The sequence below is a fragment of the Microcoleus sp. AR_TQ3_B6 genome (genome assembly GCF_036702785.1).
In the GTDB taxonomy this organism is placed as follows: domain Bacteria; phylum Cyanobacteriota; class Cyanobacteriia; order Cyanobacteriales; family Microcoleaceae; genus Microcoleus.
The window spans coordinates 62,340-82,787 of record NZ_JAUBVJ010000010.1 but is presented as its reverse complement, the minus strand read 5'-3'; the positions used below and the strand labels follow the sequence as shown (position 1 = coordinate 82,787).

Below are 20,448 nucleotides of genomic sequence, written 5' to 3'. Positions count from 1 at the left end.
TACGGCAAGGGTTATAATCCGCTTTACATTTGCGTTTTATTCTAACTTTTCATAAACCACCCCAACAACTTAACAACCTACCTTGGGAACAATCCGGATTTCCAAGATTGATGCGACTTTTGAAGGCAGCCAAAGTTAGTCCCAGACCAAATAGCATATTCTTTTGGACAAGCCTTGTTGCTGAGACTTTGACAGTTAAGTACAACTACATAGCGCCCCTTCTCTCTTTTTTTTCTTGACTTTTTATAGTCAGGGATTTTCGGTGCTGCTTGAAACTTCGTTGGGCGCGATCGACGGCGCCCGCCAAGGTGACACTATGATAGCTAGTCCATGCTGTCAGCAGTAACCGGAGAGTGTTGTGTGTTAATTTAGCGGGCAATGCTTTGTCATTAACACTCTTTTTGAGTGCACGATTGGCAGCCAGAGCATTGGTTGGTTGACGGGATAAAAAGTTTTGACAGTAGATATAGTTCTGGCAGTTGTCAAGTTTTTTTGACAGCAAAAACAATCGAGCGGCTTCTGGATAAAACCTGTCATTTGGTGTGATAATCTGCCTTTCGACTAACTCCATGACTTATATATATACTACCAGTTAGAGAAGATACACTATCTTGGCGATTGTGTCAATCTCTGAATTTCTGAAACAAGGAAGCATAAAAAAAGTAGATAAATGACATGACAGAAAGACGGAAACTTGCTTTCTGTGAGGATTTGCCCTTAGCCAAAAAGTTGTTGAGGTTAGTTCTATCCTCCATGAGCGGTCCGTCGTGTCAATCTCAAATCTCAATTCTCAAATCGACTGACTCGATGCTGTGAGGGAAGTTTTGTAATATAGCAACCGCACCTTACGGTGAGGACGTTCTTAATTGCTGAAACATAAATGGTCGATTGCAACGGAGGTCTTCCTTCTTCATTCTTGCTTCAACATCTGCCATACCATACCACCGAGTGCGATCGAGTTCTAACCACTTTATTTTTGAGCGGGATAGATACCCGCAAGTTATTTTTGTCCATTAGGAACGCACCGCTGGGTGTCTAATCAACAGCGCTGCAATTGGCTCTCGCCCAATTGTGCAAAATTCCGGCTCATCCAGTTCAAAATTGCTTGATTTACTTGTTCGGGGCATTCATCCTGGGGACAGTGACCCGCATTGTCTAATTCAACTAGCTCTACATAATTGGGATTGCATTCGACAAATTGGTGGGGTCGGGCGAACCGAGGGGGAATCATCCGGTCTTGTTTGCCCCAAATTAACAGCATCGGGATTGTTAAATTCCGCAGCACAGTCTTGACACTGGGGCCAAATTGTGAACTGCCTACAGCTTTAAATAAAGCGCAGAAGGCCCGGGCGGCTCCCCGATCGCCTGCTGGCCCTGCTAGAATTTCCACTAATTCGTCGGTAACAGCTTCGGGGTTGGCGTAGGCAAAGGAAACCCAGCGGCGCACAAAGTCCGGCTTGCGGGCAAAATAAAACAGAGGCCTGATTATCATCGGGGAAACAAACAAACTTTCAACCGCGACGATTGCCGGGAGGAGCCATCCGGGCACCGCCTCGGCTCGCACAGATGGGTCTGGGAGGCTAATCATCACCGTGCCGGCCACCATGTCCGGGTGAGCCGCGGCGACGGCCAGACAAATCAGCGAGCCGATCGAGTTTCCTGCCAATATTACGGGCTCTCTGATAAAAGTCAGCCAAAAATCATAAACTTGATCGACCCACAAAGACACAGAGTAGTTGACCGGAGCTTTTTGGGAAGCGCCAAACCCCAACAAATCCAAGGCGTAAACCGTTTGGTTTTCGGCCAGAGGGGCGAGATTTTGTCGCCAGTGACCGATCGAAGCTCCAAACCCGTGCAGTAAAATAATCGGCGTTCCCGATGCGCGCGGGGCAATTCCCCCGGCCTCGGAATCTTGAGATTCGAGCGCGCCTTGATTTCGCCCCCAAGTCGGCCGCAAAAAACTGTAGCGAGTTTGCCAACCCCGCCACACCCAGTCTCGTTGAGTTCCCACCCGTTGGTGCCACAGCAGAGAATTTGTCAATTTTGCCTCAGCTCGCAACATAAATTTACACTTGCTTATACCTATTCTACAAGGCTTGGACGGCGACTTGGGGGACTTGGCAAACCGGCTCCGATGGGGTAGGAAAAGCCGTTTTACCTCATCCTTAACCTTTGACGCTGAATTTTTGACCGTTTTGTCATAAATCGGGCAAGTGGGCGGGCGATCGTGTGTGAAGTTAAAATAAAACTAGGCAGAAACTCAGCCAGACTGAGTAGAATAGCAAGTATTGTAAGAATTCATTTACGATCGTCCCAATATTCCCCAACGCGATCGCGGAGGGCACACAGGGCGCGCTAGTACGTCCGGTAAGGGTAATACCTTACAACACAGTTCGATCGTCAATCGTGAAATATTGGCCGCGAGAACCTGTAACTATCAAGAAGCTTCGCTATTAAACTACTGCTTGTAAAACCATTCATGCCTGTGATTGAAAGAAGACAAAATCGCAACCTACCCCAGATCAACGAAAACATTCGATACCCCAAAATCCGGGTGATCGATACCGACGGCGCGCAACTAGGGATATTGACGCCTGCAGAAGCGCTGCGCCTGGCAGAGGAAAAAGAACTCGATCTCGTACTTGTCAGCGACAAAGCTGACCCGCCCGTATGCCGGGTCATGGACTATGGGAAGTACAAATTCGAGCAGGAAAAGAAAGCGCGAGAAGCAAAGCGGAAGCAGCACACTGCTGACGTGAAGGAAGTGAAGATGCGCTACAAAATTGAAGAACACGACTACCAAGTGCGCCTCAAACTAGCAGACCGCTTTATCAAATCTGGGGACAAAGTAAAAGCCACGATCATGTTCAGAGGTCGGGAAATCCAACACAGCAACCTAGCAGAGGACTTGCTCAAGCGCATGGCCACAGATCTGCAGGAAATAGCAGAAGTGCAGCAAGCCCCCAAAAAAGAAGGACGCAGTATGATGATGCTGCTGTCGCCCAAGAAAGTATAAATAGATAGTCATTAGTCATCAGTCATCAGTCAATAGTAATAGACTGGTGACTAATGACTAATGACCCCGCCCAAAAACGCCTAGAAGTTTCCAACTCCTGTTGTGGAGGGCAAAAAATTTTAGACCCTAGTTCGACATCCCAGGTTCGTCTGTGGAGTAAATCTAAAATCTAAAATCTAAAATCTAAACTAGACCGACTGGCGATCGCTCCCGTGGATGCCGGAACTCGGTGACACGCTAGCACACATCGGGATATCAACGCACTCTTAAGCAATGGAAAATTTTCAAATCAGCGCTTGGGCGGGAGCCGGACAAAAAGTGCTGCGCTCGCTCAACCTGCGATCGGAAGAAGTAGAGCGAACCGTACTGATGTTTCTCGTCTACACTCTAACCTCCGTCGGGCTGATCTGGCTGGAACTGAGCACGGTAGGTCTGTTCCTAGACGAGTACGGTGCCGACAAAATGCCTTATATCTACATAGCCAGCGCCTTTATCGGTTCAGGCTTGGGATTTGTTTACTCGTGGCTGCAAAAAATCCTGCCGCTGAGGCGCACCGTCGTAGTTGTTCTGGGAATGATGTCGGTACCGCTATTTTTGTTTCGATTCGGCATCGGGTACGAAAATACTAAGATAGCTGGCATCAGCATTGCTTTTATTACTATTTTTTTGATGTGGCTGTGGGTGGAAGCTTGCTATGTCCTCAACGACCTCAACACTTCCATCACTTCCAACCAACTGTTTAATATTAGAGAAATCAAGCGCACCTATCCGCTAGTCAGCAGCGGCTATCTAGTAGCTGGAGTAGTCAGCGGATTTTCTCTGCCTGTTTTGCTGCACGTAGTCGGACTCAAAAACGTTACCGTCATCTCGGGGTTGATGGTGGCGATAGGCTCGGTGTTGCTGTACTACCTCACGGAAAAATACAGCCAAGCATTCCCGGAAACGGCTCACTGGACAGATGACGACGAAGACGACCAAGAAGAATTTACCGCCCGCAAAGTTACAGGCCCGCTCCAAAAATACGCCGTACCTCTAGTCAGTTTCTTTGTTCTTGCAGAAGTCCTCTACGTCCTGGTAGATTTCCAATTCTACAGCCAGCTAGAATACCAAAACCCGGGGGACGGAGCTAGCTGGATAGCTAGCTTCCTGGGCATTTACGAAGGCATACAAGGCCTGTTTCAAGTGGCGACTCAGTGGTTCGCTTCGAGCCGGTTGGTGGAAAGAATCGGTGTATTCGTGACGGCGATGATTTTGCCGGCGGGCATCGCGATACTGGGGGTGCTGACCATAGGAGCATCCCTGGGCCAGCTAGTGTCTGTGTTCATCGGGCTGATACTGCTGAGATTTTTAGACGAACTGCTGCACTACACGCTGTTGGAAACCGTTAGCCCGGTTTTGTTTCAACCGATTCCTGACAATATTCGATCGGGCATTCAAACTCTGGTAAACGGTGTGGGCGAACCTTTGTCCTGCGGAGCTACAGGAGTCGGCATCCTGATTATGCTGTGGGTGACAGGCAAGATACTCCCCGAGCAAAACGAAAAGGCATTTCACGACCAGCAAAGCTTGATATTTATTGCCGCGATCGTAGTGTTGGCGCTGCTGTGGGTGTTTGTGGTCTGGCTGATCCGCTCTCAATATGTGGGGCTGTTGGTCAAAAGTGCGGAACGGGGGCGCTTGGGCGTCACAGACGTTGACCTCAAAGCTCTCAAGCGCGCAGTGGTGGAAACTCTAGAACAGCCGGGGGGCGAAGAGGAAAAGCGCTCTTGCATCGAACTCCTGACGCAAATTGACCCCAAAAATGTCGGTGAAGTTCTCGCTCCCCTCCTGGATACGCTGTCCCCAGTTTTGCAGCGCCAGAGCTTGGAAACAATGCTGCAACACCCGAACCCCGCATATTTACAAGCTGTCCGCACACTTTCGCAGCAATCCTTGCCGCCGGAGGTGCTGGCCTTGGCTTTGCGCTACATCTGGCTGACGGAAGCTGAACCGAATATTGATAACTTGCGACCTTACTTGCAGCCGACCGTCGATCCGGTGGTGCGGGGTACGGCGGCTGCTTTAATTTTGAGAAGGGGCGATCGCCAGCAAAAGGCAGAGGCTACTAATACGCTGCGGCAAATGCTGACCCACAAGCAAGAGCGGGAACGTGTTATGGGGACGCGGGCTCTGGGAGAGGCGGATTATTTGCAAGGACTGCGGCTGTACATCCCCAATCTGTTGCAAGATGAATCTCTGCGAGTGCGCTGCGCTCTGTTAGACGTGATTTCTTCTACTCATTCGGAAGAATATTATCCTTCGCTGCTGCGCGGACTCGGTTACAAATCGACTAGGGACGCGGCTTTGCAGGCTATAGTCAAACTTCACAATGACGCTATTCCTTTGCTGATGTATTTGGCTGAGGACATCCACAAGTCGGATTTGGTCAGGTTGCAGGCTTGGACGGCTCTGGGTCAAATTGGGACTGTGGAGGCGATCGACATTTTGGTCAGCAATTTGATGACGGCTTGGGGAACTACCAGGCGCAATATCCTCCGCATCCTCTTGAAAATGCCCTCAGAAGCGGGGATAGAAGGGGTTCTAGACCGCATCGGCCGCAGCGGCTTGGAAACTCTCATCGAACAGGAGTTAATGTTTATCGGTCAAATTTATGCAGCTCTGGTAGATTTGTCTGGGGTAACAAGCTACGGCAATTTCTCGGATCGGGAAGCCAACAGCACCCGGCAACCCGGTAACGATACGGCTCAATTGTTGCAGCGGGCTCTGGCTGGGTTGGAAGCTGATGCTAAGGAGCGGTGTTTTTTGCTGATGAAGTTTCTTTATCCGCTCGACACAGTACAAGCGGCTGCTTTCAACCTCGCTTCTGCTCAACCTTCTTTGGTTGCTAGGGGATTGGAAATTCTCGACAATACTGTGGATATAGCTAGCAAGCGATCGCTGATCAATTTGTTGGACCAGCACTCGGAAAGAGAAAAATTGAGCAACCTCTCGGAATTGATGGTGTACAAACCTCTACCCCCTAGCGATCGCTTGCGTCGCTTGCTAGAATTGCGCCACTTCCTTTCGGATTGGGCTTTGGCGTGCTGCTTTCACTTGGCGAGGGAAGCGCGCTGGAGCCTTACCGCTCAACAAACTCTTGTCTGTCTGCAACACCCGACGGGTTTTGTCCGCGAAGCAGTGTTAGCCTATTTGAAAATAGCCTCGCCCCGGGCTTTGGTCGAATTGTTGCCGAGGCTGCAAAATGACCCCGATAATTTGGTATCAGCTCAAGTTGAAGAGATGATGGCTGAGTTGGGGACTAGCCCAAAAAGGTAATGCTAGACATTAAAAGTTAACAATGAGTCATCGGTGGGTAGAAGGCTCTTAATTAGGTCAGGGCAAACAACATAGTATCTTGTAGGGCGGGTGAGAGCTAATAATCTATGATACAAACGAGTTTATGAGCGAGCTCACCCGCCCGACCCATCTAATGTTTATTTGTAACGACCTACTTATGTAGAAGGCATAAGGCAGAATAAAATAAAAAAAATTCTGCCGGTCGCCTTTTTCTTCGCCTTCGCCTTCCCCTTCCCCTTTAAAATAATCACTGCATCGCATTATGTTAACCAGCGTCGAACGCCTATTGTTTGTCAGGGAGGTTCCGATTTTTAAGGAACTGCGGGATGATTTTCTCGTGCGTCTAGCATCGGTAATGGATGAACTTTCTTTTCCTTCCAAGCACAGGATTTTTACGGAAGGACAAGAAGGTCGATCGCTCTATATTTTGGTATCGGGAACGGTGCGGGTGCATATAGGCGATCGCGATTTGGCACAGTTGAAAGCGGGGGCTTGTTTCGGGGAAATGTCGCTATTTGATGCTGAACCTCGATCGGCTTCTATTTCTACTATCGAACAATCCGAGTGTTTGATGTTGACTCAAATGCAGCTCTACGATGCGATTGATGAAACGCCGGGAATTGCTGTTAATATTATTCGCTTGCTGTCGCGCCGGATTCGCGAGTTGAATCAAAAGTTGAATGCTAAAGAGGCGGTTATGCCGCCGACAGAGACTGCTAGAGTTGCTGAAATGCGATGAAGGTTGGGAATTGGTAATTGTGTTTTAGTCGAGCGCAAGTTGGCACAATTTATATTGTAGGGTGGGTATTGCACACCCTACAATAGACTCGCATTGCATAAATATTTGATAGCTCGACCGCAGATGAAAAGCAGATAAACACACACCGACGCAGATGCTTTTCAAGATAGTTTATGACTTTTGCAGTCTTGTTTAATAATTTTTTAGTAAGTGATCAGACAATTAAAAACCCGGTTTCTTTGTGAAGAAAGCGGGTTGTGGAAATGGATGGTGAAGCGCGATTTGCTGTCTAAACTATTCGGAAAATAAAAGGGTAGCGGTAAGGTTGGTTAGGATTTTGCAAAACCTGGAGGATAGCCATTATTGTCAGTCCCCAGTGTAGCAGATAACCTAGTGGCACTAAAATAAAGCCAGCCAGACCGAAAGTGACGATAGTTAACACCACAATTACGGTGCTGTACACCCATACATTAAGGTGAAAATTGATGGCTTCTGTGGCGTTTTCTTTGACAACGGGGTCATCTGATACTAGCAATACAGCGATCGGCGCTCCGATCGAGAACAGTAACGTACTGAAAAAAATAGCCCCGTGGCACACCAGTGATAGCAGCTTCCGTTTGTCAGAGTCGTACATATTATTTTTCTTCCTTGACTTTAGTGATAATTTTACCTTTAATAGCAACTGTAGCACAGGCTATAATGGCGATCGGGTGATGATTCCCCTACCTAATTTGTAATGACCACTGAACTCGAAACTGAACTGCTAACTGCTGTTGAGCGCCGGCGCAACTTTGCTATTATCTCGCACCCCGACGCGGGTAAAACTACTTTGACAGAAAAGCTGCTGCTGTACGGAGGTGCAATTCACGAAGCAGGTTCTGTGAAAGCGCGGCGGGCTCAGCGACACGCTACTTCTGACTGGATGGCGATGGAACAGCAGCGGGGAATTTCTATTACTTCTACTGTTTTGCAGTTTGAGTATCAAAATTATCACATTAATCTGCTCGATACTCCGGGACACCAAGATTTTAGCGAAGATACTTATCGCACTCTGGCGGCGGCTGACAATGCGGTGATGCTTGAGGATGCTGCTAAGGGTTTGGAACCGCAAACTCGGAAGTTATTTGAAGTTTGTAAGTTGCGAAGTCTGCCTATTTTTACTTTCTTTAATAAGCTCGATCGCCCTAGCAGAGAACCTTTGGATTTGTTGGACGAAATTGAGAAGGAATTGGGGTTGCAGACTTATCCGGTAAATTGGCCGATAGGTACGGGCGATCGCTTTAAAGGTGTTTTCGATCGCAGAGGGCGCAAAATTCACTTATTCGAGCGGACTAAACACGGTTCTCGCGCTGCTGTTGATACTGTGGTCGAATTGGGCGATCCGCGGATTGAAGATTTGTTGGAACAAGACCTTTACTATCAGCTCAAGGAAGAGTTAGAACTGTTGGATGAGTTGGGAACTGAACTCGATTTAGACTTGGTTCGGGCTGGCAAAATGACGCCTGTTTTCTTTGGCAGCGCGATGAGCAATTTTGGGGTGGAACTGTTTTTAGAGGCGTTTTTAGATTACGCTATGAAGCCGATCGCCCGCAAGAGCAGCGCCGGAGATTTGCCGCCAACTTATGAAGACTTTAGCGGGTTTGTGTTTAAATTGCAAGCGAATATGGACCCGAGACACCGCGATCGGGTGGCGTTTATTCGGGTTTGTACGGGCAAGTTTGAAAAGGACATGAACGTGACTCACGCTCGCAGCGGTAAAACGGTGCGTTTGTCAAGACCTCAAAAGTTATTTGCTCAGGATCGGGAGTCGATCGAGGTTGCTTATCCGGGCGATGTGATCGGTTTGAACAATCCGGGGGTTTTTGCGATCGGGGATACTATTTACACTGGGCAAAAACTGGAATATGAAGGGATTCCCTGTTTTTCTCCTGAACTTTTTGCTTTTTTGAGAAATCCCAATCCTTCTAAGTTTAAGCAGTTCCGCAAGGGCGTTTCGGAGTTGCAGGAAGAAGGGGCTGTGCAAATTATGTACTCGGTTGATGAGTCGAAACGCGAGCCAATTTTGGCGGCCGTCGGGCAACTGCAATTTGAGGTGGTGCAGTTCAGAATGCAGTCGGAATATAATGTGGAAACGACGATCGATATGTTGCCTTACAGTGTAGCTCGTTGGGTTGATGGCGGTTGGGATGCGCTGGCAAAAGTTGGACGGCTGTTTAATACGGTGACGGTGAAAGATAGTTGGGGCCGGCCTGTTTTGCTGTTTAGAAATGACTGGAATTGCCGACAGGTGGAAGGGGAACATCCTGTGTTGAAGTTAAATGCGATCGCCCCTGTGGTTTCTGGTTTGGAAATTAGCGAGGATTGAGGGGGATGATGGGTTGGTTGTAGGGAAACGGCACTGCCGTTTCCTCCCAAAAATCGGGGTGAGTTTTTTTGAAGGGCGATCGCCATCTGAGAAAATTGAAATTAATCAAGGCCTTACAGTTGGGGGATTAACGGCAGTAATTTCTGAATAACGAGCAAAGTCAGTAATGTTAAAAGTTAGGATATGGGTTAAACCATGAACAAGCATAGCATCAACTAGCCGCGCATCATGAACGTTGACACCTATAACCTTATATTTTATGAGCAGTTGCTCCCATTCTTGATAAATTGCTTCTGTATCCAACAACAGAGGAAAAAGTTGTTTTAAGCGATTAATTTCTGCCTCTGCTTCTGTTGCAGTTCGTCCTAACCCATTTCTCTGGATGGGGCGCGTGCAGAGGTTCCAAAACTCTATCAAATTTTGTGGTACGATATAAAGTTCCCGCGATCGCGCAGAGTAATTACGGCATTGACGGCATCAGGATTCATTGGGTGTGCTGTATCGACGCTACGCAGAAGTATGTTTGTATCTACGAGGAATGGCATTTAACCTCTGTCTCCATAAATGCTCTCTCGGCTAATAGCTTCATCTGAAAGAGTGGGGAGATTGAGGGTACGATGACTGTCAACCCATTCCTGAAATGCTATTGACCATTCTGTTGGGGTAGCTGTTTCGTAAAAGGGACGTTGTTGAGGTTCTATATCTCAAAGAGTGGGGAGATTTAGGGTACGAGGACTGTCAACCCATTCCTGAAATGCTATTGACCATTCTGTTGGGGTAGCTGTTTCGTAAAAGGGACGTTGTTGAGGTTCTATTAGCCGTTTGAGCATCGCATTTAGTAATGGTTTAATCTGAGCCGGCGTGCGGTTGGTGATTTTTGCCAAAACCTGAGTAATAGTCTGTATGTCTTGTTGGTGAGATTGCTGAAGATTGTGCGACATAATTATCCTGGGGCTCTCTTACTCTAGTTATAACGCTAAATCCTCAGCCCCGCCCAAAACCTCCCAATCCCCCTTTTCAATCGAAAATCCAAAATCTAAAATCTAAAATCGGTTGACGAGGGCCCCCATCTGCGGCTACGCTTTGAAGTGAGAGGTTGCTTGCTTGTAGAGGAGGCAGCCCGCGTCGCCCAAAACTCTAGTTGCACTGCCCAAAGCTGCGGTAACAGCAATGGACAGCATAACCGCCAAACTGAAAGCACCAGTCTGGAGGCTAACGGAAGATTCTAACATCCTCTGTAGCCGCCTTGCTATGCGTTGAGCTGCGGGGCGGCTGGGTTTTTGGGTTTTTCTAGAAAACCCAAAAGCAGGAGAACATATTATGTCACAGGAATTCGTGCCTGACGACAACTTATCCGATCGCCCAAATGACGACTCAGCAGCAGTATGCGAACAGGAAGTGGTGCTGTTAACGGTTGTCGGTTCGCCCAAGGGTGTCCGGGAAACCATACTGACTTTGTACCGGCTGGGATTTGCACAAGTGGGCGATTGGAGTCCCCCACAGCGTGCGGCTAATCCGAAGCAGGTAATCAGCGTGCTGATCCGTCGTTCGGGGGCTGACGGTACATCGCCGAGACAATCTGGGCGGTAAGCTGCAAGGTTAAATAGCTAAATTCGAGGGCGGGCTTTTAACGCTTTGTCCCTCAGTCCGGCAGTCCGGCAGTCCGGCAGTCCGGCAGTCCGGCAGTCCGGCAGTCCGGCAGTCCGGCAGTCCGGCAGTCCGGCAGGGGTTTCAACCCCTGCCTCAAAGCTAAAGTCCTCTGAAGAGGACTGAAGAATTCATTAGTCCTCTGAAGAGGACTTTTGCTATTAGCCAGGGAATTCATTCCCTGGCGGGCTTTCGGTTTAAGGCAGGGAATGAATGCCGCGTCTTTACTAATTTCGATCGAGCTAACTGCTGATAGTATCATCACCCAAATTATTGAGAGATTCTTGCAGCGCATCGCGGCCACTGCGAACATAATCGTCATTAGGAGCAATAGCTAAAGATCGATTCCACATTTCCAGTGCCTCTTGCCAATTCTTGAGTGCTTCCTGCTCCTCAGATAATTTTGCCTGTAACACACCCAGTCTTAGCAGCGCCTTCCCTTTGTTGTTGAGAGCAGCGATATCATCCGGTGCAATAAGTAAAGCCGAATTAAAGGCTGCGATCGCCTCACAGTAACATAGTTGTGCATCCTCAAACTCACTTAGCTCTGCCTGCAAATCACCCAGACATCGCAGCGCAATCCCTTTGTGGTTGAGAGCAGCGATATCATCCGGTGCAATTCGTAAAGCCGAATTAAAGGCTGCGATCACCTCACAGGAAGACTGTTTTGCCCCTTCAAATTCACTTAGCCGTGCCTGTAAGTTACCCAGACTTTGCAGCGCAATCGCTTTGTTGTTGAGAGCAGCGATATCATCCGGTGCAATAAGTAAAGCAGAATCAAAGGCTGCGATCGCATCAGAGTAAGACTGTTTTGCTGCCTCAAATTCACTTAGCCCTACTTGCAAATCACCCAGACATCGCAGCGCAATCCCTTTGTTGTTGAGAGCATAGTTATAATCCGGTGCAATAAGTAACGCAGAATTAAAGGCAGCGATCGCCTCTGAGTAAGACTGTTTTGCCGCCTCAAACTCACTTAGCCCTGCTTGCAAATCACCCAGACGTTGCAGCGCAATCCATTTGTTGGTGAGAGCAGCGATATCATCCGGTGCAATAAGTAAAGCAGAATTAAAGGCAGCGATCGCCTCTGAGTAAGACTGTTTTGCCGCCTCAGATTCACTTAGCTCTGCTTGTAACTTACCCAGACATCCCAGCGCCATCCCTTTGTTGTTGAAAGCAGAGTTATAATCCGGTGCAATAAGTAAAGCAGAATTAAAGGCAGCGATCGCCTCTGAGTAAGACTGTTTTGCCGCCTCAAACTCACTTAGCCCTGCTTGCAAATCACCCAGACATCGCAGCGCATTCCCTTTGTTGTTGAGCATAGCGATATTATCCGGTGCAATAAGTAAAGCAGAATTAAAGGCAGCGATCGCCTCTGAGCAAGACTGTTTTGCCGCCTCAAATTCACTTAGCCCTGCTTGCAAATCACCCAGTCTTAGCAGCGCAATCCCTTTGTTGTTGAGCGTACCTACATCATCGGGAGTTATAATGATTTGGCGATCGCAAGCTGCAATTGCCTCCAAATATTCCTGTTTTGCCTCTGCGTGTCGAGCCAATTGAGCATAGTAATCTCCCTCCGATAATGAAATTCTACCAAGCCAAAAATCACTTTTAATCCACAACTCACCTCTAACTTCCAGCAGCGACTCGCATTCCCCGTAACGACTCAGCCGCGACGCTTCCTCAAACACTGTTACCCATTCATCTACACCCCGCTGCCAATCCAAGCGATTAGCATGAAAAATTGCCTCAGCCGCATTCCCCAATCCCCGGTAGTAGCCCTCTAAAACTTCATGAGCTCTGCGAGTTTTATCGTTATCCCTCTCCGCATCCAAGCGCCGCAATAAATCGTGAATTTGATACCACTTTTCACCCCGCTGCGGCTCTTTCCACACAAAGGAAAAACTCGTCAAAATCTCAAAATTTGCACTACTTGCCTGGAAGTGGCAGCCTGCTCCCAATTTTATGTACAAATCCTCATCAAAAGCGCGGCAAGCACTCAGCGAATGCACCGCCGATCGCACTTCGCGATCGACATAACTCAGCAACCGATCCGTTAACTCCGCAGTCTTATCTTCCCACTTCGGAATCCGCGCAAAATCCGACGACAGCAACTCAATTCCCCGCTTTCTTTCTGCCAGCACCACATCCGCGCACAAACCCAAATAAAACGGATGTACCTGCAACTTATCCCAACTCTCATCAGGATTGACGCTGGCATATTTAATCACAGCATCAGCCAAATTTGCCTTGTCAATCTCCACTTTGTGCAAATAATCCCTAGCATCGGCGGCAGACAAATGCCCAACCAATTGTGCATCTATCAAAGGTTTGGGAATCGGAAACTTGGACGCATTCGGCCACTGCAGTTGTGTGACAGGACAATCTCGCCCCGCAACCGCAACCACAATTCCCGCTTTGCAATCCAGCGCCCTCAGCAAGCGCCGAAACCACTCATCTTGATACCAAAATTTTATTCCCTGAAAACTGCGTTTTTCATCCCACAATTTCTCGTGAGTATCGAACAGCATGACGAGGCGTTTTGGTTTGTCTTTGCCAGCCATTGCCGCATTCAAATCACCTGCAAATAATTTCGGCAAACAGTCGATTAACTCAGTATCAATATCTTTGCCGCGAATTTCCTCTGCCTTGTCGTCGCTGACACCGAGGCGATTTTTAATTAATTCCATCGCCCGCTCAATGCCGCCCAATTTATCTAGCCATTTGAGGAGTGCTACACCTGGCGCCACCACGGGAAATCCCGCTAAAGCTTCAATCGCAGGTGTCAACAATTCCATGACATCATCGGGGAAAAGTTGTTCGAGAGTTGCGTTTGACTCGCTTTTGTTCAGCAAATACCAAAAGCAAGCAAAATCATAATTGGGAAACTTAAATTTATATTTCTTTGCTGCTTCTGCCAGATTGCGCCGCAACATCAGCAACCCATAAAATCTATCTTGCGGTTTATCTTCTTTAATCGGTATCAATCCGAAATCGTGCCTGACTGCGGGTATGGGAGTGTAGGTTTTAGGTTCAGCGTGGCGGACGAAATTAGCAACTTCGGCGGCTTGTGATTCTGGGAATGCGCGCAATTGTTGCCAAACCTGCGGCGAAAATCTTTTGCAGCAGTGAAACTGCAAGTGTTTTAGCAGCAATGACTTGCCGTTGCCTCCATCGCCGTAAAAATACAAAATTTGTTCGCGGGGCGGGTCTTCGTTTAAATAAATGGCAAATCGGCGGGTAAATTCGTGTCTGCCTGTGAATAGTTCTAATTGGCGATCGCCGCTAATAGATTCGCTTTCAAAATCTTCGTCGTCAATTGGCATAAATGTGCAGGTGAGGTGTTAATTTAATTATAAGGAAAAATTAGATGGGCTCAGCGATTGAAATCGCGTCTACACAAACAAACCCCGCGCAACGCGAGACAAATAGAGCAAGATTCAAACCTGGCGATTGAAATCGCCTCTACACAAACAAAGTCCGCCCAACGCGAGACTAATAGAGCAAGGAAGTATTTAAGCACAAATAGGCATAATTCTTCAGTCCTCTTGAGAGGACTTTAGCTTTGAGGCAGGGGTTGAAACCCCTGCCGGATCGTGGCTGTGGTGCAATGGGGCAAAGCTTGCAACAACTGGTGACAGAGAAATAGAGCTGTGTTAGAACAGGTATCGATCGACCAGCCAAGCTATCTTAATAAAGGACGCTAGCGAAAGCACAGTCATGGCACCTCCCACTAATCCAAATCCCGCGGATACATCTGCAAAACAGTCTTTAGAGGCTGGGCTAGCAGCTTTGAAACAGCAGGATTACCCCACCGCGATCGCCCTTTTAGAATCCCTTACCCAAACCGCCACTAATCGGCCATCGGGAATCCGCGCGCAGATGGGGTTAGTGGCTGCGTACAAAGCAATCGGTAATCGGAAAAAGGCGATCGCCCTGTGCTCTTCCCTCGCCAAAAGTCCCAACTCTCAAGTCAAAACTTGGGCCGATCGCGCTTTAACAGAATTAACCCCCCCTCCCCCCCCAAAACCACCGGAAAATAAACCAAAATCCCCAGAAACTCCCCCCGAAACAGGATTTGTCCCCTTTGATGCCGGAACAAAATCGCCGAAAAAATCGCCGAAAAAATCGATAGAGGGCGATCGACCGACCGCAGACCAAAAAACAGGTTTTTTACCTTTTGAGCCGAGTGTAGAGCCTGGAAACACCAAAGCGCAATCGATTTCGCCGCCCCCTCCACCCCCCACACCGCCGATTCCCGCGACATCAGAGGGCGGGCACGGGGGCACCGCCCCTACAGAAACCGCACCCGATACAGAAATTAGCGGCGAAAATAGTTCCCCTTTCCCAACAGATATCCCCGGATTCGCCAGCCCAGATACTTACCAACTCACTTGGCGCCAAGCAGGGCGCGCCAAAAGCCCGCGCCCGCTGAAACCGCTGAAGTTGCTGGAATTTCGGGTGCAAGCCGTTGCAAGTACCATCGCCCTATTTTTCCTAGCCCGGTTTGTCCTGCAATTCCTGCTGACAAACACTAATTCTCTGTTGGTTCAGCTTTACATATTCAGTAGACTGCCTATCTTCACGCCGATTCAGCTTTTTTACCGCGATCCAACTCCGTTTGTTCAGATGGTTTTTGGATTGCTTTTGGCCTCGTCTCCCTGGCTGATAGACGCCCTGCTGAAACTGTTTTGCGGTATCGAAACCCTGCGCGGGTCGGTTTTATCCAAGCACAGCAAGGAAGCTAGTCGGGTACTGCGAAGTTTTTGTACGAAGCAAAATATGCCGGCACCGGGGCTGAAACTCTTGCCGCTGAATGTTCCTGTAGCTTTTAGTTACGGCTGTTTGCCCCGTTTTGCTCGGATTGCTGTGAGTCGCGGGCTTTTGGAACAGTTGACGGATGATGAAATTGCTACTATTTTTGCGCGGGAGTTGGCCCATATCTCTCACTGGGATTTTGCGCCGATGTCGCTGGCGCTGCTGCTGATTCAGATTCCTTACTTGATTTATTGGCAGGTGGCGCACTGGCAAGAGCGGTTGTGTGATTTAATGACGATCGAGTTTTTTCGATCGGCTGTCAAGTTTGTGGCCGCGGCAATTTCTGCTACCTGTTACGGGATTTATAAGCTGTTGCGCTGGCCGATGTTGTGGGTGTCCCGCCGCAGAGTGTATTTTAGCGATCGTACTGCTGCAGAAATTACGGGCAATCCTAACGGTTTGACCCGGGCACTGGCTAAAATTGCGATCGGCATTGCTGGTAATATCGAGCAGCAAAAACAAACTAGCTTTTTCCTGGAAAGTTTCGATCTATTGTTACCTGTAGGGGTTGGACAAGCTGTAACCCTTGGTTCTGCTGCATTGCACGCGCCCCTGGAACAGATTTTGCTGTGGGATGTCAGCAATCGGGAGCGCAATTGGTTGACGGTTAACAGCGCGCATCCTTTGCTGGGAGAGCGTTTGAAGCTGTTGGCCCTTTATGCTCAATTCTGGAAGTTGGAGACAGAGTTAGATTTGGCAAACGCGGGAGTGCAAGCACAACCCAGGAAAGGAAAATTCTCTCTGTTTAAGTCAATACTCGAATTTAAAGACTCAAAACTATTTTTACAGGGTGCGCCGTTTTTTGGGATTCCGATGAGTTTGGGGATAGTGGCCCTGCTTTGGCTGATAGGGGGGATTTTATCGAGGACGAGTATCTGGCTGCTGGATTGGCTGTGGGGCGATCGATCGCTTATTTGGGGCTGTTTGCCGATCGGGTTTTCTCTCGGTACTTTCATACGGATCAATTATTTCTTCCCGGACATTACACCGAAAGAAACCGCTTCGCCGAGTGTGCCGGAAATTTTGTCAAATCCCGAGACTTTACCGCTGGATGCTCAACCGGTGCGCCTCTCGGGGCAACTTTTGGGGCGATCGGGTATGGGTAATTGGTTGGGACAAGATTTGATTTTGCAAACGGAGACTGGTTTGGTGAGGTTGCACTATGTTTCGAGGTTTGGCTACATTGGCTCTTTGTGGCAATTTTTTATCAAAGACACTACTCGCCCTAGCGATTTGATCGGAAAATCTGTTGTGGCGATTGGTTGGCTGCGCCGGGGTGCTACTGTGGCGATCGACCTTGAAAGTCTCCGCAGTCAAGGAGGGAGAGTCAGTGACAGCGGACATCCGATTTGGTCTGCGGTTTTGGCCTTTGCTGCTGCTATTTGGGGCGCCTACATCATTATCCAGGGCCCAAGGTGAGGAATAGCGATTCCCTACGGGATAGCTACGCTTCACGGATTGCCGCGCGAGTCGCCAACAACGCCCAGCCTCGATCGGTTTTGAGTTAAACAGCGGATGGGCGATCGTCTACGAGGGCTGCGCTAACGATGTTCTCCGTGCTGGTGGCCCACCCGACACTCTTCTTCCTCCTTGCGACTTCCATCGGACTTCTTCTTTCGTAAAGAAAAGTTGCTTTTTTGCCGACATTCTGTTACATTTATTTACATGAATTGGATTAAAGCAAATAGCGCGATAACTTCAGTTGGCTAAAATCGATAAGGCATTGCGTAAAAATTGTCAACATCCCAACACAGCAAGTACAGCCAGCCGCTTGTCGGCTGTTTTTTTTCGACCGCTATTATTGCTGTGCGGGATGAATTCTCAAAAGTGATTCAGATGTAGTTTCCGTTAAATTAACCCTGAAATCTTCCTAAATAACTAGCTCTGTTACCAAGGCTGTGATACCTTTAAAGAATGGTCGGACGCTGCCGGGCCCAAATTAAGGGATACCGGGTAAGTGAGTAGTTCTCAGCATTAGGAGCGAGATTAGGAGCGGGGTAAGATTACTGGCTAAAAAAATGTTAGCGATTTTACCCATCACTGTATTAAACTGAATACTGGCATTCCGATCGCTGGCAATTGACACATCCTTGGACATAAATTTCTACACGGCCCTGGCTATAAACATTCTGAATCAAAACCGGAAGCAAGTAATACAGAATAGCCAATAGCCTCAACATTTGAGTGATGACTAAAAGTTTACACAACAACCTGAGATTTAAAAGCTCTCTGCATCGGCGGTTAAGTTCCTGCCTTATCAGAGTAAATCATCTTTTTGTTCTAAAAGGTGGGGGGATCTGTCAAGGTTGGTGGGAGGAATGTGCAAATTCTCCGGTTATGTGGTGTTTCCCTGAAGTAAATATTCAGTTGACTTCAGGGAATTATCTTCGAGCAAATTAATTAAAATCCAAGTCTGGAGGAATTTTTCATGTCTATTCGTCTTTATGTTGGCAATCTACCCAAGGAACTCGATCGCCAAGAATTGCAAGAAGTTTTTGCGCCGGAGGGCGAATCTGTTACCACAAAGGTAATTACAGACCGCAAAACTGGTAAATGCAGAGGCTTCGGTTTTGTGACGGTGCTAACCGACGAACAAGCCGACCAAGTTATTGAGAAATACAACGGCTTGATGTTCAAAGAAAACCCGCTGAAAATAGAGAAGGCACTGCCCCGGTCTAAGGGTAAATCTGAGAAGGGCGAAGAAGATCAGCAGCAGTCGTCGCCGCAGTCACCGCAGTTGGTGTCGGCATCGGCGTCGCCGTCGGTGCCTGTACCTGTGCCGCAGCCGCAGCAGCGGGAGGCTTCCCCTACCCAAGGTGGAGGAGGTTCCAGCAAAAGCAATCGCCGTCGGGGTGACAACAACAAGTCTCGCCGCAATCAATCAGCAACAACGGTGTCGAACGCCGATTCCGGCTCGGTGCAGCCAGATCCGCGCTGGGCGAGCGCTCTGGAAGAACTCAAGCAAAGATTGGTGGAAGCTCAGACTACTAATTAGTCGAAAATGGCGGCTAATTGCTGCTGTCTCTGGACTGTGGTTGACTGAATGTATCTGGAAGTGCGATCGAGAACCGCTCAAAAAAGCCTGTTCTCGATCGCACTATTTTACATCAATTCCGGCAGTCAGGCCGGAATGATATCACATCCTTGCTTCAAAAGTCGGGCGTAAAGTCGAATCCCCAGGCCAACAAATAATTCGCGCAATTTTCATTTTTTTGACCCGCCCGTCAACAGTCAATCGATTTTAGATTTTAGATTTTAGATTTTAGATTGAACTGGTTCCGAGGTCGAGCCAATACAGCGATATAAGCGAGGAAGAGCCTCAATTGCGGAGAAAAATTGGAGGCACAGCCTCCGAATCTGCGTTATCAGGTAGAGCCTGGAAGCCAAACAACACAGTCAACTCTCAACAGTCAACAATCACGGACGGTGTTACCAGAATCGATATTATTCGAGTGCCGAGAATTCGATAGTCTCAATAAACTCGAAAATCTTGTTCAAAATTCCCTCAACTTCAGACTCAAGGGAACCCAATTCGTCCCCCTCCTGATAAATTCGCTGACAGCTTACCGTGTAGCAAAAATCGTCAGCGATAAAAGCCATAAGTCCCCGGTAAGCATCCAGCCGAGTAACAGGATCCTGGTTTTTCTGCATACTCATAGTTGCACCCGCAGGCAAATCGACAACCGCGAAATAAGCTTCTTCATCTTCTAAATATTCCGCGTGAAGTAACTTAGAGTTGGCAATATTAGTAAGAATTGCCTCAGAAACAAAATTGTCTAAAAAAGACTTGAGATAAGCTTCCTCGCCAACCGACTCGATTGTTTCTTCCACTTCACCAGCAATAGGGAAATAATCAATTTTCAGCAAAACACCAAGGTCGTCAGAAAATGCCACAGAGCCTTCTTCCTCGTCAATTCTACCCCCTCGTTGCTCGTCAACAGGAATGGGGACGCTAAAATTGCCTTCAGGAGATACGTACAATTCCCCATCTACATCAAACTCTTCGCCCTCTACTTCCGAGTAAGCAGCAATTACCTCCTCGATAATTTCCGCCGCTTCCTCGTCTTCCACACCTAATGCTTGCTGGAATTCCTGGAGAAAAGCCTGGTGCTTCTGAGATATTTCTCCATTTCCGACAAACATTGCTGCGGTTATTGCAAAAGTATCCAACACTAACTCATCTGGCATAGATTCCCAAGCAGTATTAAATAATGCTCCTAAACCGTCTTGGGCGACAATACTGTCGAATTTTTCAAACATTGCTAACATATCATCTTCGGAATATTCAGCAAATATTTCTGATTCCAAAAGTATGCTTTCTAAGATATCAGCATTCGTATCAGGGAAATTTGCCTCCGCTGCGACAAGTGCTACGGCTGCTAGCGATTCCTCTGGAGTAAAGCTTGCTTCGGATTTGTCTTCTGAATTGAATATTTTATCAAAAGTGCCCACTGATTTTGCTCCACTAGAGTTGAGTTGTACTCTTCATAGCAAATTTATGGCATAAAAAGATAGTAGGCCTCGTTACTC

Annotated in this window: 18 protein-coding genes; 8 read left to right on the top strand and 10 right to left on the bottom strand. The window is 48.0% G+C overall.

All coding sequences use genetic code 11. The features are described 5' to 3' along the window. Positions 1-205 precede the first annotated feature (205 nt). Both QUB56_RS07710 and QUB56_RS07705 read right to left on the bottom strand, forming a co-directional pair. Positions 206-571, bottom strand: a complete 366-nt coding sequence (locus tag QUB56_RS07710) for a hypothetical protein (RefSeq protein ID WP_332954501.1) — start codon at positions 569-571, stop codon at positions 206-208. Between the two features lie 468 nt (positions 572-1,039). After that, positions 1,040-2,062 (bottom strand): alpha/beta fold hydrolase, encoded by a 1,023-nt coding sequence (locus tag QUB56_RS07705; protein ID WP_332954499.1) that lies wholly within the window; start codon positions 2,060-2,062, stop codon positions 1,040-1,042. Between the two features lie 417 nt (positions 2,063-2,479). Here QUB56_RS07705 and infC point away from each other — a divergent pair, with 417 nt between their 5' ends. From infC to QUB56_RS07690, 3 genes are all read left to right on the top strand, one after another. Then, positions 2,480-3,016, top strand: coding sequence for a translation initiation factor IF-3 (gene infC, locus QUB56_RS07700; protein WP_006635262.1), 537 nt, complete (start codon positions 2,480-2,482; stop codon positions 3,014-3,016). A gap of 273 nt (positions 3,017-3,289) precedes the next feature. Beyond that, positions 3,290-6,331: a HEAT repeat domain-containing protein gene (locus tag QUB56_RS07695; RefSeq protein ID WP_332954495.1), complete on the top strand. Its 3,042-nt coding sequence runs from the start codon at positions 3,290-3,292 to the stop codon at positions 6,329-6,331. Positions 6,332-6,614: 283 nt separating this feature from the next. Further along, on the top strand, positions 6,615-7,091 hold the full coding sequence (locus QUB56_RS07690; RefSeq protein ID WP_332954494.1) for a cyclic nucleotide-binding domain-containing protein: 477 nt from the start codon (positions 6,615-6,617) through the stop codon (positions 7,089-7,091). A 289-nt stretch (positions 7,092-7,380) separates the two neighbouring features. On the opposite strand, the gene QUB56_RS07685 is transcribed toward QUB56_RS07690, so the two are convergent. Further along, positions 7,381-7,725: a DUF4870 domain-containing protein gene (locus tag QUB56_RS07685; protein ID WP_332954492.1), complete on the bottom strand. Its 345-nt coding sequence runs from the start codon at positions 7,723-7,725 to the stop codon at positions 7,381-7,383. A gap of 102 nt (positions 7,726-7,827) precedes the next feature. Between QUB56_RS07685 and prfC the strand changes: the two genes are divergently transcribed. After that, positions 7,828-9,456 carry a peptide chain release factor 3 gene (gene prfC, locus QUB56_RS07680; RefSeq protein ID WP_332954491.1) on the top strand — a complete coding sequence of 543 codons (1,629 nt, stop codon included), beginning with the start codon at positions 7,828-7,830 and terminating at the stop codon, positions 9,454-9,456. Here the strand turns inward: prfC and QUB56_RS07675 are convergent. Together QUB56_RS07675 and QUB56_RS07670 are read right to left on the bottom strand one after the other, a co-directional pair. After that, positions 9,443-9,565, bottom strand: coding sequence for a hypothetical protein (locus QUB56_RS07675; RefSeq protein ID WP_332954490.1), 123 nt, complete (start codon positions 9,563-9,565; stop codon positions 9,443-9,445). The genes prfC and QUB56_RS07675 overlap by 14 nt on opposite strands. Beyond that, positions 9,562-9,873 (bottom strand): hypothetical protein, encoded by a 312-nt coding sequence (locus QUB56_RS07670; protein WP_332954489.1) that lies wholly within the window; start codon positions 9,871-9,873, stop codon positions 9,562-9,564. The genes QUB56_RS07675 and QUB56_RS07670 overlap by 4 nt, the downstream gene beginning before the upstream one ends. A gap of 5 nt (positions 9,874-9,878) precedes the next feature. Between QUB56_RS07670 and QUB56_RS07665 the strand changes: the two genes are divergently transcribed. Continuing rightward, positions 9,879-10,049: a hypothetical protein gene (locus tag QUB56_RS07665; protein WP_332954488.1), complete on the top strand. Its 171-nt coding sequence runs from the start codon at positions 9,879-9,881 to the stop codon at positions 10,047-10,049. A 111-nt stretch (positions 10,050-10,160) separates the two neighbouring features. Here the strand turns inward: QUB56_RS07665 and QUB56_RS07660 are convergent, their stop codons facing one another. Then, the gene (locus QUB56_RS07660) at positions 10,161-10,397 is read right to left on the bottom strand and encodes a hypothetical protein (RefSeq protein ID WP_332954487.1); all 237 of its coding nucleotides are present in this window, start codon (positions 10,395-10,397) and stop codon (positions 10,161-10,163) included. Positions 10,398-10,532: 135 nt separating this feature from the next. Further along, positions 10,533-10,688, bottom strand: coding sequence for a hypothetical protein (locus QUB56_RS07655; protein WP_332954486.1), 156 nt, complete (start codon positions 10,686-10,688; stop codon positions 10,533-10,535). Between the two features lie 88 nt (positions 10,689-10,776). Between QUB56_RS07655 and QUB56_RS07650 the strand changes: the two genes are divergently transcribed. Beyond that, positions 10,777-11,046 carry a hypothetical protein gene (locus QUB56_RS07650; RefSeq protein ID WP_332954485.1) on the top strand — a complete coding sequence of 90 codons (270 nt, stop codon included), beginning with the start codon at positions 10,777-10,779 and terminating at the stop codon, positions 11,044-11,046. A 52-nt stretch (positions 11,047-11,098) separates the two neighbouring features. On the opposite strand, the gene QUB56_RS07645 is transcribed toward QUB56_RS07650, so the two are convergent. Next, positions 11,099-11,365 (bottom strand): hypothetical protein, encoded by a 267-nt coding sequence (locus tag QUB56_RS07645; RefSeq protein WP_332954484.1) that lies wholly within the window; start codon positions 11,363-11,365, stop codon positions 11,099-11,101. Beyond that, on the bottom strand, positions 11,346-14,426 hold the full coding sequence (locus QUB56_RS07640; RefSeq protein ID WP_332954483.1) for a tetratricopeptide repeat protein: 3,081 nt from the start codon (positions 14,424-14,426) through the stop codon (positions 11,346-11,348). The genes QUB56_RS07645 and QUB56_RS07640 overlap by 20 nt, the downstream gene beginning before the upstream one ends. 394 nt (positions 14,427-14,820) lie before the next feature. Between QUB56_RS07640 and QUB56_RS07635 the strand changes: the two genes are divergently transcribed. Then, positions 14,821-17,337 carry a zinc metalloprotease HtpX gene (locus QUB56_RS07635; protein WP_332954482.1) on the top strand — a complete coding sequence of 839 codons (2,517 nt, stop codon included), beginning with the start codon at positions 14,821-14,823 and terminating at the stop codon, positions 17,335-17,337. A 1,009-nt stretch (positions 17,338-18,346) separates the two neighbouring features. Then, positions 18,347-18,913 (top strand): RNA-binding protein, encoded by a 567-nt coding sequence (locus QUB56_RS07630; RefSeq protein ID WP_332954481.1) that lies wholly within the window; start codon positions 18,347-18,349, stop codon positions 18,911-18,913. 449 nt (positions 18,914-19,362) lie between these two features. Here QUB56_RS07630 and QUB56_RS07625 read toward each other — a convergent pair whose 3' ends face one another. Continuing rightward, on the bottom strand, positions 19,363-20,370 hold the full coding sequence (locus QUB56_RS07625; RefSeq protein WP_332954480.1) for a hypothetical protein: 1,008 nt from the start codon (positions 20,368-20,370) through the stop codon (positions 19,363-19,365). Positions 20,371-20,448 lie beyond the last annotated feature (78 nt).